Raw genomic sequence first — 13,792 nt, 5'->3', positions numbered from 1 at the left:
TAGCGAATACCCGAATCCACATGTAATCGAATGATGGATGATGAGGTGCCACGCCTCACTTCAATGGCGTGTTTTAACCACTTTGTATCAAAGTAACCATTTTCAAATAATGTGGCACTAATAAGGGCTTTGGCTTTTTCATATGCACTATGACTAAGCCCATCACCGACTTTAATACCAAGCTTTGCAATGCGCTCATTGACGGCTTGCTGATTTTTAGCCTCACCAAAGACTTGGATATCGAGTTGACTTACTTTAGTTTGCTGTTTGGGTTCTACGATAACAACTAACTTTACTTTACCGTCGTTATTTTCAGCTTTAACGTCAATAAGAGGTAAATAATAACCAAAAGGTTTAAGTGCATTTTGGCTAAGTGTCTTCGCTTTTTTGATAATACTAGGAGAGAACGTCTGCTGCTTAAGCTCGTTAAGGTATAATTCGACATTACGCTTTAAGGCTTCATCGTTTGCTTTTACAGTGATACTTGACACTGTTTGCGCTGCAAAACCTGATATGCTCCAAAAAATAACAGCAAAAAAAACAAGGTAGCGTAACAAGTTAAACTCAAGTTTTAGAAAAGGTAAATTATTCTAACCCGACAAATTGCGCTAATAAACAAAAACATTCGCGATTACATATTTACCCAGCTAAACGCACACAGTAAACTTAGCGCTATAAATTACTATATGAGTACCTTAATGGACTTTCCAACTGACGATAACGGTCAAATTTTAGCTGAGATGCACCAAGAAGGTGTCGATTTAAGCAAAATACATACACTGGACTTTTTCATTTTGTTTGAAACACAAGGTGATGCTGACAAATTCGCAAAAGTAATTAGTGAAGATGATTTAGCACCAGCGACTAAACAGCAAAAATGTGCAGATACAGGCGTGTTCGAAGTACTAGTTAGTATTGAAATGGTACCAGACCATCAGCTGATCACTGATATGGAAAATTATTTAGAATCGGTAGCCAACCCATTAAATGGTTATGGCGATGGCTGGGGGATTCTCGCCGACTAATTAAAGAGAAAACATGACGAGTAAGCGCTGAAAAAGCGCTTACTGTTTTTTAAGCAACACTTACTGTATTACGCCCTGTTTCTTTAGAGCGATAAAGCGCTTTATCCGCATCTTCAATCCACTGCTCGTACTTTGTGTACTTGCCATCAAACTGCGCAATACCAATACTGATAGTCAGTGTAATTTCAGACTCTTCATAATGAATAACGGCTTGTTCGATTGTTTTCCTTAGTCGCTCGGCAAATACCTTTGCCCCTTCGATGTCGGTATCAACCAGTGTTACTGCAAACTCTTCGCCACCGTAACGACCTGCCACATCCGATTCTCGAAGTACATTTTTTAATGTTTGCGAAACAAAACATAGCGCCGCATCGCCACCCGGATGTCCATATAAATCATTGATCTTTTTAAAGTGATCAATATCAAACATTAACAAACAGCTTTTGTTATGACTGCGTTGTTGACGCTTAAACTCTTTCGCAAAACTTTCTTCCCAAAAACCGCGGTTATACAGGTTTGTGAGTCTGTCTACACGACTGAGCTCTTCTAATTTTGCATTGGCTTGTTCTAGTTCCAGTTTGTTGACTGCTTCATCCGTCACATCGTAAATAATCACACACAGATGGGATACTTCACCTGTGGTGTTGGTTAGTGGGATCAACGTACCGTTTTGATACATATAATCCGCTTTACCTGTGATTGGGCGATAATTTTTAAACTTAAAAATATACGGATGTTGTTCCCAAATAGTAAAAGAACGGGTTTTTAGCACAAATACCGATTCCGCTTTTGAACGAAACCATGCCTCATCAATACCTGGAAATGCGTCAAATACGTCTTTGCCTTTTACTGCACTGGGTAATAAGCCAGAATGCGCTTCCATAAAGCCATTCCAAACGCAAATATTATACTTTCGGTCTAACACCACAAGGCCAACGTCGATGGTGTTAAACATATCCATCATCCAGTGAATTTCATTGAGTTCAAAGTCTACGCTCATAGTGTTAGTCTTCTAATAAATATTGAGTTTTAAACTTAAGTGTTTTTAATGAGTCTTCCGTGAATAACAGCATTAAATCACAATTTATATTATGGTTTTCAATACCATAACTTATCTCAATTGCTAAAGTACGTTGCCATCTATCTTGATTGGTACTAACCAAATCAGCCACATTACAATGTTGCCCCATTACCACAGGGTGTCCTTGGCTAAAATGCATATCGAGTTGTTTGGCAAGCCCTGTTAACACTGCACCTATCAGAATATTACCAACATCCATCAGGAGTTCTAGTTCTACTTTTTGATTGAGCTCACCTTCATAATTCATCAGTGAAGCAATTTCGACAAAGCTTGAATCATTCAGTAATAATAAGGCTTCCCCTGAAACACCCCCACCAATAAACCCTTGACACACGCCCGATGTCGATGCGTTAGTATCGATTGATTGTAGTGCCATGGAAAGTTCATTTACTTCCAAAACATTGACATTCGGGATTGGCAATTCAACAAACACATTAAGTAAACGCGCAAGTAAATTACCTGCTTGCCCCATAGCAACGTTGGTGATCTCTTGATAAATATCGCGTAATTCTGGATCGAGTTGTTCACCTAGCGAATGCTGCAGGCGTTCTCGCATGGCTTTGTCTTTGATGCCATGTTTTTCAATGATTTCTGCGAGCTTAGCGGCATCACACGGTTTCTTAATAAAGTCGATTGCACCTAATGCCATAACACGTTCTTTGGCTGTGGGCTGAATGTCACCAGACACCACAACAACTAAGACATGTAAATTTTGCTTTTGAATTGCTTGCAGCACTTCGTAGCCATCCATTTGGGGCATATTTAAATCAAGGAACAAAATTTCCGGTTGAATCGCTTTTATTTGCTCTAAGCAGTGAAGTCCATTTTCAGCGTATTCGATTTGTATGTCCCAATCGTCAGGTAAAGAGCGAGCAAGTTGTCGCCGCGCTAAACGTGAGTCATCGCATATTAAAACTGGGGTAGCCATACTATCACTCTTATTATTAGTCTTTTTAAGTTTAGAGCAGGAAGTTCGATTTCACTAGCACTGCATGGAAACTACAACTATTGTGCTAAAAATTGTAACAAATTTCAAAATAATAGTTCACAAAATAGCTGAATCTTCACAATTTAGCCAATGGTTGTACCTCTTTTACTATATTGCTGTTGAGTATCCATTACTATCGCTTTATCAACAGTTTAGGCTTATGCTAAATTAACTAAACTTTTAGCCGCTGTGTATTTAAAAATTATGATATTAAAAAAAATGATCACCTTAACTGGTTTACTAACTGCTTCTGCTTTTGCATTGAATGTATCAGCTGAACAATACCAATTTCCTGTGAACCAAGTAGATTCAGGCAAAATATCAGCCAATAACAATAAGCTGACTTTGCGCGGTAAACCTGTTGAACTTGGTCAACCAGCGCCAAACTTTAAAGCTGCAAACAATAAATTTGCGCCAGTGTCATTAAGCGACTTTGCAGGCAAAGCGGTCTTAGTCAGTACAGTACCAAGTCTAGACACTGGTATCTGCAGTCTTCAAACAAAGCACTTTAACGATAAAATTGCCAATAACTACAGTGATGTAGTAATGCTTACCATCAGTATGGATTTGCCGTTTGCACAAAGTCGTTTTTGTAAAACTGAAAACATCACACAAATACACACTTTATCGGATGCAGTATGGCGCGAATTCGCTGAAAACTATGGTCTTTTGATTGAGGACATGGGATTACTTGCGCGCAGTGTTATCATTTTAGATAAAGAGCATAACGTGGTTTATAAGCAACTGGTGACTAACCTTGCCAAAGAGCCCGATTATATTTCGGTAGAAGCTGCACTGAAAAAGCTTTAAAAAATAGACACAAAAAAACCGCCAATGGGCGGTTTTTTTTGTGCTTAGTCAGATTAACCAAGTAATTCAGCAAGCTGTGCACTTACCGCTTCAACTGCTTGCGTACCATCTAGTTTGTGGTACTGAGTATTACCTGCATCAGCTTCTGCACGGTAGTAATCAACTAACGGCTTAGTTTGCTCATGGTAAATTGCTAAACGCTTACGCACTGTCTCTTCAACATCGTCATCACGAATGATTAAGTCTTCACCGGTTACGTCATCTTTACCTTCCGTTTTAGGCGGGTTGTAAACAACATGATAAACTCGACCAGAACCTGGGTGAACACGACGGCCGCCCATACGCTCTACGATGATTTCATCAGCAACATCAAACTCAATACAGTGATCAACTGTAATGCCATTTTCTTTCATTGCGTCCGCTTGAGGAATTGTGCGCGGGAAACCGTCTAATAAGAATCCGTTTTCGCAATCAGCTTTTGCAACTCGCTCTTTAACAAGACCAATGATGATTTCATCAGATACAAGTTGACCTGCGTCCATTACCTTTTTAGCTTCAAGACCAAGTGGTGTGCCCTCTTTAATCGCAGCACGTAACATGTCGCCTGTCGAAATTTGTGGGATACCGTACTTATCCATTAAAAATTGTGCTTGTGTACCTTTACCTGCACCTGGCGCTCCTAAAAGAATAATGCGCATGACCTTTCCTCAAGATGTTTTTTAATTGTGTGGATTCTTTCATAGTGACAACTGATTCTCAATAGTGATTAGCCAAAAGTTTAATCTTTGTTTAATTACTGTGACACAATCCTCATTTGGCTGATTAAGTTCACAACTAAATCGTCTAACTAATGCCAAAGTCGAGGTGTTCTCGCTTGCTTTTATATGCAGCTCCTTTAAGCTGGAATTTGGATTAAATAAAAATCAATAACAAGGAACTTATATGCAATCCGTGTTTATAGTGTTACTGGGCATTATCGGCATGTTGTTTGGCTGGTTTGTCTATTCAAAATTCATCGCCTCGCGTATTTTTCAAATGGACGATAAATACATTACCCCTGCACATCAAATTAACGATGGCGTTGATTTTGTTCCCACCAAAAAAGTCGTACTTTGGGGTCATCATTTTACCTCTGTTGCAGGTGCTGCGCCAATTGTTGGCCCTGCCATTGCTGTTTATTGGGGCTGGGTACCTGCAGTTATTTGGGTTGTATTAGGCACCATTTTCTTTGCCGGCGTTCACGATATGGGCGCACTTTGGGCAAGTAGTCGTCATAAAGGAAAATCGATTGGCGCGTTGTCTGAAGAGGTGATCGGTAAACGCACCCGCGCACTGTTTATGATAGTGGTGTTTTTAGTACTACTGATGGTAAACGCGGTGTTTGGTGTGGTTATCGCAAACTCATTTGTTAGCCAACCAACTGCGGTTTTACCTGCGTGGGCTGCAATTGTATTTGCCTTAATTATAGGTCAGTTACTTCGCCGTAATTTTAACCTTGTGTTCCTTTGTGTGTTGGGTGTTATAGCGCTTTACCTCACAGTGTATGCCGGCAGTGAAATGCCTATGGCATTACCAAAAGAAATGTTTGGTTTAAGCGATAAAGCTAATTGGATTATCTTGCTATTTGTTTACGCCGCAATCGCATCTCTTTTACCTGTTTGGGCGTTACTGCAACCACGTGACTTTATTAATGGCGTGCAACTATTAGTTGGCTTAATCCTACTTTACGGCGCGGTATTTATGTTTATGCCAGACATCACAGCGCCTGCTTTTAATAGCGAAGTTGCTGAGTCGACTCCAAGTATTATTCCGCTGCTGTTTGTCACCATCGCCTGTGGTGCAGTGTCTGGCTTCCACGGTATTGTGTCGAGCGGTACAAGTTCTAAGCAATTAGATAAAGACACCGATGCCCGCTTTGTAGGCTATTTAGGCGCGGTAGGCGAAGGTTCACTTGCGCTTATTACTATTGTTGCAGTCAGTGGCGTAACGCTTGCAATGAGTCCACAGGAATGGCACGAAGTTTACAGTCACCTTGGTGCAGGCAGCGTTGGTGCGTTTATTCAAGGTGGTTCTAACCTGATTTATCAAGGCTGGGGCATTCCAGCAGAACTTGCCTCCACATTACTTGCAGTAATGGTAGTTTTATTTGCCGGTACCACAATGGACTCTGGCGTTAGGCTACAACGCTATATCATTCAAGAATGGGGTGAAATTTACCAAATCAGTGCATTTAGAAATGGCATTATTGCAACCCTAATTGCTGTTGCTTGTTGTTTACTATTGGCCTTTGGTGCTGGCGGTTCGTCAGGCTCAGGCGGCATGATCATTTGGCCATTGTTTGGTTCCACAAATCAAATTTTAGCAAGCCTTACCTTATTGGTTATCTCTGTGATGCTGATTAAGATGGGACGCCCTGCCCGTTATACCTTAGTGCCAATGCTATTTGTCTTAGTGATGGCATTTTTAGCGGGTATTCTTAAGCTGCAAGAATACTACAATGCTGGCAACTGGTTACTTGTAAGCCTTGATATTATTGTACTTGTAGTGTGCGTGTTAGTTATGTTTGAAGCTTGGTCTGTGATAAAGCAACATAAACATATTGAGCCAAACGTAAGTGAAACAACTGAGCAATAAACTACATAAGATGAAGTTTATTTAATAAAAAAGGGCGCTAGGCGCCCTTTTCTTTTAACTTAAAACTGGTTACTTGCTTAAATCTAACATCAGTTTGTTTAAGCGAGATACAAAGCCAGCTGGGTCTTTTAAGCTACCACGCTCAGCTAGTAATGCTTGGTCGAGTAACACATCAGCCCATTGTGCAAAATTATCTTCATCCTGAACATTGTTGAGATGTTTCACTAATTGGTGCTCAGGGTTTAATTCAAATACCGGTTTTGTTTCTGGTGCTTTTTGACCAATTTGCTCCATCAGCTTTTGCATTTGTGAGCTCATATCGTGCTCATCAGCAACAACACAGGCTGGCGAATCAGTTAAACGGTGGGTAAAGCGAACTTCTTTTACTTTGTCGCCTAACACTGTTTTAACGCGCTCAATTAAGCCTTCTACTTCTTTTTCAGATGCTTCTTGCTCTTTTTTGCTTTCTTCATCATCTAAATTGCCAAGATCTAAATCACCACGAGTTATAGAAGCTAGTTGTTTGCCATCAAACTCTGTTAAGTGGCTCATCATCCACTCATCAACGCGCTCTGAAAGAAGCAGTACTTCGATGCCTTTCTTACGAAAGATTTCAAGATGTGGCGAGCTCTTCGCAGCTTGGAAGCTATCTGCTACTACATAGTAGATTTTATCTTGACCTTCTTTCATACGCTCAATGTATTGCTCAAGTGATACATTTTGTGTTTCAAGGTCAGAATTTGTCGAAGCAAAACGAAGTAACTTCGCGATCGCTTCTTTATTTGCCATATCTTCCGCTGGACCTTCTTTGATCACTTGACCAAATTCATTCCAGAATGTTTGATACTCTTCAGGCTTATTTTTGCCCATACGCTCAAGCATTTTAAGCACACGTGAAGTACAGCCTTTACGAATCGCTTGCGTTACCTTGTTATCCTGAAGAATTTCGCGTGATACGTTAAGTGGTAGATCATTTGAATCCAATAGACCTTTAACAAAACGTAAGTAGTTAGGCATAAACTGCTCAGCATCATCCATAATGAATACGCGTTGCACATACAGTTTTAAACCATGTTGACGGTCGCGGTTCCACATATCAAATGGCGCTTTCTTCGGGATATAAAGTAAGCTAGTGTACTCTGTTTTACCTTCAACTTTGTTGTGAGCCCACGTTAGTGGCTCTTCCCAGTCGTGGCCAACATGTTTGTAGAATTCTTTGTACTCTTCTTCAGAAATCTCTGATTTATCGCGTGTCCAAAGTGCGGTTGCTTTGTTAATTGCTTGCCATTCACCTGGTGTTGCTGGAATTTTTTCACCATCAGGACCTTCAGACTCTTCCGTTGGTGGTGTGTACATTTCAACTGGAATTGAAACGTGATCCGAATACTTAGTTACGATTGAACGTAAACGGTACTCTTCAAGGAATTCTTTTTCATCATCACGTAAGTGAAGGATAATTTCAGTACCGCGCTCTGCTTTTTCGATATCAGCTAGCGTGTATTCACCCTCACCTTTCGAATGCCATTCTGTCGCCTCACTTTCACCTGCTTTACGCGTGCGCACAGTAACACTGTCAGCAACAATAAACGCTGAATAAAAACCAACACCAAATTGACCTATCAGCTGTGAGTCACGTGCTTGGTCGCCAGTTAAATTTTGGAAAAACTCAGCGGTACCTGATTTTGCAATGGTACCCAGTGAGCTAATCACTTCATCACGTGTCATACCGATGCCGTTATCAGAGATAGTCACTGTATTAGCTTCTTTATCGGCGCTGATGCGAACGCGCAATTCACCATTACCTTCGTAAAGGTCATTATTTTCAAGCGCTAAGAATCGCAACTTATCTGCTGCATCAGAGGCATTTGATACAAGTTCACGTAAAAAGATCTCTTTATTTGAATATAAAGAATGGATCATTAACTGTAATAATTGCTTTACTTCGGTTTGAAAACCAAATGTTTCTTTTTGGGCAGACATTGATTACTCCGTCAAAATCTTCGTTCTTAACCATGTTGAATCTTATATAAGGTTGAGATTTTAGATTTCAAGGGAAAAAATTTAATTCTTAGGCGCTTGTTGAATTAATCAGCAAACAAACGTCGAGTTGTTTTAAATGGTTCCTATTCTCGCTACAATCGAAAGCTAAATTGCATTGAGTAAATAACAATAATGACAATCGCTCTTCGTACCATCGGTTTTTTATTAATTTTGTGCTGTACCGCTTTCATTTATTCAGCAATTCACGACCGCAGTGTGCAGTTAAGTCATTTTGATTTTTTATCAAATCATCACATTTTATCTATAGAAGAAAAGCCTGATCTTAAAGATTGGCACTTTTCTGCTTATCCAAATGAAATCTATCGCTTTGGGTTGTCTGATAAAGAAGTGGTTGATGGGAAAAAAAGCTTATTTATCGTTAATAAGCTTCCAAGTCAAAACGGTGTTGCAGCTGTAAGGCAATCAATCAAGGCACAAAGTTTTCATAGTAAAAAAATAGAGTTTTCAGGCTACTTCAAAGCCAGTAATCTTGCTGGTGACGTTACCTTGATGCTTGATATACTCGACGATGATGACATAATTCGACGCGCTGATGTAAAGTTCAATGGCACAAATAGTGACTTAGAATGGCAACAGTTTTCCATTATTGCTGATATTCCAGCCAATTCCTCTGCACTTTCTTATTCGGGTTTTTTGCATGGCTCAGGGCAAGTTTGGTTTGATAATTTTGAAATTAAGTTAGCACCTGATAATGCAACAGATATTAGCTATCCCATCAGCTACACCTTGCCAAAAGATGAAGCGCCCAGTGCTGAGCGTACCAAGTATTTAAATATCGTTGGTTACAACACCGAGCCTGTTGATGGGTTTACTTTGGGTGCACAAATTATTGCTCTCTCGACCTGGTTCATAAGTGATACACTTGATGGTGAATATCAAGCCAGTAATGAAGATAATGCATTACTACTTGAAAGTTTAATTGATGCACCTGATCTTGGCGTAGTGTTAAAGCGTTATAACTTCAATGCCACTAACCCATTAAAGTTAAATGTAAAAGGAATCAAATTTCGAGCTCAGATGAAACATCAGTTTGTTAAATCGGTAGCGAGTATATGGATGCGTATTGAAGATAAAGACACCAACCCATTAGCATTTGATAATTTGCGCTACGCAAGTAGCGGCGGAACAAGTGATTGGCAAGATATTGAAGTAACTCTCCCCATTGACGAAAACGCTGCAATTATATCATTTGGTGCTTTATTAGTAAGCAAAGGCAAACTTTGGTTACGCAATCCGCATATTGAATATGTATATGAGCCTGTTCAACGCAATACGCACCTATTGATTAAACCTAGCAATCTCAGTTTTGAGTAATTGGCTCATTTAGTAACTTAGTGTATGTTATAGCAAAATTGGAAAATACAAACTCCGTATGAAATTAACTTCTGGCGTTAGCCAACTTGTGGAAGCATTAAGATGCTTACCTGGGATCGGACCAAAATCAGCTCAACGTATTGCGTTTCACTTATTAGAGCATGATCGTGATGGTGGTCGTCAATTAGGCCAAAGCCTGACCTTTGCAATGGAAAATGTTGGACACTGTAAAAGCTGTCGCACTTTTTGTGAAACCGAACAATGCGATATTTGTTTAAGTGCAAAACGTCAAGATTCAGGGCTAATGTGTGTTGTGGAATCACCAACAGATATTCTTGCAATTGAACAAACTGGTCAGTTTCAAGGCCGATATTTTGTGTTAATGGGACATTTATCACCCCTTGATGGCATTGGCCCTATGGAGCTTGGCCTTGATATTTTTGAGCAACAGCTTAAATCAGGCACCATCGAAGAAGTGATTTTAGCGACAAACCCTACTGTGGAAGGTGAAACAACAGCCCATTACATTGCCGATATCTGTGCCAAACAGAATGTCAGTGCATCACGTATTGCACACGGTGTACCTGTAGGTGGTGAACTTGATTTAGTGGATGGCATGACACTTTCACATGCATTTTCTGGCAGAAAAAAAGTAAATTAACTTGTCAGGGTTACAAGGAAAGTAAGTGAAAAAATTCCAACTCTGTTTTTTATCATTAGTCCTAATTGGAGTTTTCGGTTGTCACAAAAAAACAACTGACATCGTGACATGCACTGGTACAGCTTCCAGTGGTAGTATTTGGGTTTCTATCTCAAAAGAAAATCAAGTAACTATTGGTAGCTCACAATTTTCTGAGAGTTTGCTTCGTTCAAAGCATCAATTAGTTAGCCAGTCTTGTGAATCTGTTACTGTAATAATACAAGCTAATAAATCTGCTAAAAACAAAGTGGTTTTTGACACAATTCAAGCAATAAAATCTTTAGGCTATCAAGTGTCCATCTAACCCCACAATCGTATAAAGCAAGGGAGACCTAAGGTTTAGCTTTGTTTCGCTTTGTGAATAATTACTTAGCCTACTATCCATAAATTAAATTCAAAAAGCCCGTAATTTGAAAATTACGGGCTTTTTTGTTGCTTGGATTTATTACTTATTCATCCAGCATTTTTGATGCGATGCGCTGCTCGGCTACATAACAAATCATTTTTAAAATAGCACCGTAGTAAAGGGTTAAAATTGATACTGCAAACGCCGGGCCGATAATACTGCTGAACTCTTCAGCACTAATATTTGATCCTATGGCAACCCAACCAATCAGTGTAGTAATACCACCACACCCAATAGCCACATTGCCAAGCACAGCAAAAACACGTTTTGATTGTATCAATTGACGCTCACTAAATTGTCCTTTTTCACTAACAACACAGCCAAAAGCAAACAGAAAATCATGCCAAGAGGTGGCGGCAATAGCAAAGAAAATGGCCGGTGGAAACACCAGCATGGCTGATGGTACATCAATAAACGCATAAACATCTGCGCCCATCACCATGCCAAATACCATCATAGATAGAAATACTACTAAGCTCAGAATAAACATAATTAACCCTCGTTGTGTTGTCGGCATAAAACGGTATGCAAGATTCAGCGTTTGCTGCCAATACCAGTATTGAAGAACAATACTTGCCTGCCCTTGTTGTTGTTTTAATAAATACGTTTCTTCAAGATCGCCAATCACTGCATCAACCAGTGATTCAGGCAGTGACCACGCTAATAATTTGTTCGCAAGCACTTTTGACAGTGCCTCACCTTCAGGTTGTTTGAGTGGAGCTGAATTATGCATAAAGCGCCTTATGCTTTAGCTGGATACCCTGCCAAAGTGTTTCTAACGCATTTTTAGAGCGGTTTAATGCTTGCTTTCCCTGCCCTGATACGACATAAAATTTTTTGGCACGACCGCCGCGCTGTGCTATTGCTTCTCCCTGCGAGCTGGTTAACAACCCTTTTTTCTCGAGTCGCTCTAACGTGGTATAAAGCGCTCCCACACTCACATCGCGTCCAATTGCATCTATTAATAATTCACGAATTGAAACACCATAGGCATTGTCAGCTAATTTTAAAATGGCGAGCATTACCATTTGCTCAAACTCGCCCAAATATTTTTCTTGCATAATGATACTAATGACTATTTTTATCACAATGTAGAATAAATAAATTGATACGTCCAATTAATTCTACAATGTAGTATTAATATACGAAAAAAGCGTGATACAACTTAATAAGCAAGAGGTGAGTTGTTACATAAAATAAAACTTATAAATTCAGTAAGTTATGAAATTATGGAAGAAACAAAGCCAAATGTTGTTAACACTGTTTGGCTTCATTTGAGGTGATATTTCGATTATTTTTGACTTAAAATGTTTTGCAGCTCAACTATCTGAGTCGGTGTTAACTCGCTTGACTCAAGTAAATGCTTAATTGCTTTGAACGCACCATCACCTTCTTCACCTTCAAATTTAAACTTAAATACTTGTGCATGTTTAGTGCCATCACTCATCACAAACACATTGTCGCCTTCGGTTGTTGAAAACTCTGCATCTGAATGAATTTCGATATGCTTTTCAACATCTGAATCACCCGTTTTAAAGGCAAAGACTTTTACGCCATCATCACTGTGTTCAACATTTAAGTTTTTAACAATTTTACGGATTTTTTCTTGCTTTTCAGGTGATAAATCAGCAATTGCCTTTTCAATTTCTTCTTCACTTGGCTTACCGTCAAATACCAATTTGATTGGCGCGTGATCTGCATCAGCAGAAACAAGTTCTATGTCTGTTTTCATTTCAACAACTTTTACTTTCTTTTCTTGTTCACCAGCAATAGCTGTCGCACCTGCAAAGGTTAATGTTGCAATAACAGGTAATAGCAGTGTTTTTTTCAGTAACATAATGAATTCCTTATTCTATGGTTGTGTTAAATCGTTACAACCAAGCCTATTGGAAATACCATGCCAATTTTTAATACATTGATTTTATTGTAATTTATAAAAATTCTTGATGAGGCATCTTGAAATAGATACTGATATGAGGTTACTAATCTCCTGATATCGGGATATATCAACTTGGAAACAATTAACTTCTTCTATTACTTTTTTGTCTTTTAAAAATTATCAGCTAATTTTCAATGTGTTATAACAGCTTAAATGAATGCAAGTATTATGGTACAAAGTTTGTAATGAAGATTGTTACACTTTTAACCTAAGGAATGGCTTTTTGAGTATTCGAAAACTATTAATCATTACGTTGGTGTTTTTGTTTGCAAGTGTCGCATTAGTGCAAACGGCTCTGACGATTTATTTTAAACAACAAATTGAAAATGAAATTGTTGATCAAAGTGAACGCTTAACTGAAAAGATTTTAACGACTACAAAAGACAAAGTACGCAAAAAATTAGTTGAAATTGCACCTAACGATGGCAACAACAAAGAAGTTAAATTTGAATTTCATATAAGCGCCGAAAATGATAGTCATGGGTCAAGTGGATCTGAAACATCAGACGGTAGCACTACCGTTGTAAAACGACAAATTGTGCTCGACCAAGATAACGAGCGCAGTATTGAAATTTTTAGCAAAAATGCCGAACAAATCGAAGCGGTGTTTATGGCGGTTGAAAATCTCGATAATATGCAGTTACATCATCAAATTTCAACCGAATACCTGACAGACAGTTCGAGTTTTGAGCGTTTCACCCATTTAATTCTCTGGAGCATTGCGATTTCATCAGCAATGGCACTGTTATTAGCACTTTGGCTTACCAATAAAATTACACAACCGATTAATCAACTAATCGGTGCAATGGATGAATTAGACAAAGATAAATTAGG

15 protein-coding genes are annotated in these 13,792 nt (G+C 39.1%); 7 read left to right on the top strand and 8 right to left on the bottom strand.

The genetic code is table 11. The annotated features are described in order from the left end of the window. A partial coding sequence (locus ABYD77_RS13525; RefSeq protein ID WP_372770658.1) for a POTRA domain-containing protein occupies nucleotides 1-491 on the bottom strand: 491 nt, incomplete at its 3' end. Between the two features lie 207 nt (nucleotides 492-698). Here ABYD77_RS13525 and ABYD77_RS13520 point away from each other — a divergent pair. Then, nucleotides 699-1,025 carry a ribonuclease E inhibitor RraB gene (locus ABYD77_RS13520; RefSeq protein WP_372770657.1) on the top strand — a complete coding sequence of 109 codons (327 nt, stop codon included), beginning with the start codon at nucleotides 699-701 and terminating at the stop codon, nucleotides 1,023-1,025. Between the two features lie 49 nt (nucleotides 1,026-1,074). On the opposite strand, the gene ABYD77_RS13515 is transcribed toward ABYD77_RS13520, so the two are convergent. Further along, nucleotides 1,075-2,025, bottom strand: a complete 951-nt coding sequence (locus tag ABYD77_RS13515) for a diguanylate cyclase (RefSeq protein ID WP_372770656.1) — start codon at nucleotides 2,023-2,025, stop codon at nucleotides 1,075-1,077. Nucleotides 2,026-2,029: 4 nt separating this feature from the next. After that, nucleotides 2,030-3,034: a response regulator gene (locus tag ABYD77_RS13510; RefSeq protein ID WP_372770655.1), complete on the bottom strand. Its 1,005-nt coding sequence runs from the start codon at nucleotides 3,032-3,034 to the stop codon at nucleotides 2,030-2,032. A gap of 264 nt (nucleotides 3,035-3,298) precedes the next feature. On the opposite strand from ABYD77_RS13510, the gene tpx reads away from it, so the two are divergent. Continuing rightward, nucleotides 3,299-3,904, top strand: a complete 606-nt coding sequence (gene tpx / locus ABYD77_RS13505) for a thiol peroxidase (RefSeq protein WP_372770654.1) — start codon at nucleotides 3,299-3,301, stop codon at nucleotides 3,902-3,904. 53 nt (nucleotides 3,905-3,957) lie between these two features. Here tpx and adk read toward each other — a convergent pair whose 3' ends face one another. Continuing rightward, complete coding sequence (adk, locus tag ABYD77_RS13500; protein WP_038642041.1) at nucleotides 3,958-4,602, bottom strand: adenylate kinase; 645 nt, start codon at nucleotides 4,600-4,602, stop codon at nucleotides 3,958-3,960. A 244-nt stretch (nucleotides 4,603-4,846) separates the two neighbouring features. Between adk and ABYD77_RS13495 the strand changes: the two genes are divergently transcribed. Continuing rightward, complete coding sequence (locus tag ABYD77_RS13495) at nucleotides 4,847-6,538, top strand: carbon starvation protein A (RefSeq protein WP_372770653.1); 1,692 nt, start codon at nucleotides 4,847-4,849, stop codon at nucleotides 6,536-6,538. Nucleotides 6,539-6,607: 69 nt separating this feature from the next. Here ABYD77_RS13495 and htpG read toward each other — a convergent pair whose 3' ends face one another. Then, nucleotides 6,608-8,518, bottom strand: coding sequence for a molecular chaperone HtpG (gene htpG / locus ABYD77_RS13490; RefSeq protein ID WP_372770652.1), 1,911 nt, complete (start codon nucleotides 8,516-8,518; stop codon nucleotides 6,608-6,610). A 192-nt stretch (nucleotides 8,519-8,710) separates the two neighbouring features. Here htpG and ABYD77_RS13485 point away from each other — a divergent pair, with 192 nt between their 5' ends. The 3 genes from ABYD77_RS13485 to ABYD77_RS13475 are packed head-to-tail and all read left to right on the top strand — an operon-like array spanning nucleotide 8,711 to nucleotide 10,917. Further along, entirely contained in the window at nucleotides 8,711-9,913 is a 1,203-nt protein-coding gene (locus ABYD77_RS13485; protein WP_372770651.1) for a hypothetical protein, read from the top strand. A gap of 58 nt (nucleotides 9,914-9,971) precedes the next feature. After that, a complete protein-coding gene (gene recR, locus ABYD77_RS13480) occupies nucleotides 9,972-10,574 on the top strand; it encodes a recombination mediator RecR (RefSeq protein ID WP_372770650.1) in 603 nt (200 codons plus the stop codon). Nucleotides 10,575-10,599: 25 nt separating this feature from the next. Continuing rightward, nucleotides 10,600-10,917: a hypothetical protein gene (locus ABYD77_RS13475; protein ID WP_372770649.1), complete on the top strand. Its 318-nt coding sequence runs from the start codon at nucleotides 10,600-10,602 to the stop codon at nucleotides 10,915-10,917. A 145-nt stretch (nucleotides 10,918-11,062) separates the two neighbouring features. Here the strand turns inward: ABYD77_RS13475 and ABYD77_RS13470 are convergent, their stop codons facing one another. From ABYD77_RS13470 to ABYD77_RS13460, 3 genes are all read right to left on the bottom strand, one after another. Next, entirely contained in the window at nucleotides 11,063-11,752 is a 690-nt protein-coding gene (locus tag ABYD77_RS13470) for a hypothetical protein (protein ID WP_372770648.1), read from the bottom strand. Beyond that, entirely contained in the window at nucleotides 11,745-12,080 is a 336-nt protein-coding gene (locus ABYD77_RS13465; RefSeq protein ID WP_372770647.1) for a PadR family transcriptional regulator, read from the bottom strand. The genes ABYD77_RS13470 and ABYD77_RS13465 overlap by 8 nt, the downstream gene beginning before the upstream one ends. A gap of 230 nt (nucleotides 12,081-12,310) precedes the next feature. Further along, nucleotides 12,311-12,856: a hypothetical protein gene (locus tag ABYD77_RS13460; RefSeq protein ID WP_372770646.1), complete on the bottom strand. Its 546-nt coding sequence runs from the start codon at nucleotides 12,854-12,856 to the stop codon at nucleotides 12,311-12,313. Between the two features lie 325 nt (nucleotides 12,857-13,181). Here ABYD77_RS13460 and ABYD77_RS13455 point away from each other — a divergent pair. Continuing rightward, on the top strand, nucleotides 13,182-13,792 hold a 611-nt coding region (locus ABYD77_RS13455), incomplete at its 3' end, for a hypothetical protein (RefSeq protein WP_372770645.1).

Origin of the sequence: Pseudoalteromonas sp. (assembly GCF_041629635.1) — a bacterium.
Taxonomy (GTDB): domain Bacteria; phylum Pseudomonadota; class Gammaproteobacteria; order Enterobacterales; family Alteromonadaceae; genus Pseudoalteromonas.
Note: the sequence above shows the minus strand (reverse complement) of the source record. Positions and strands in the feature narration are given on the sequence as shown.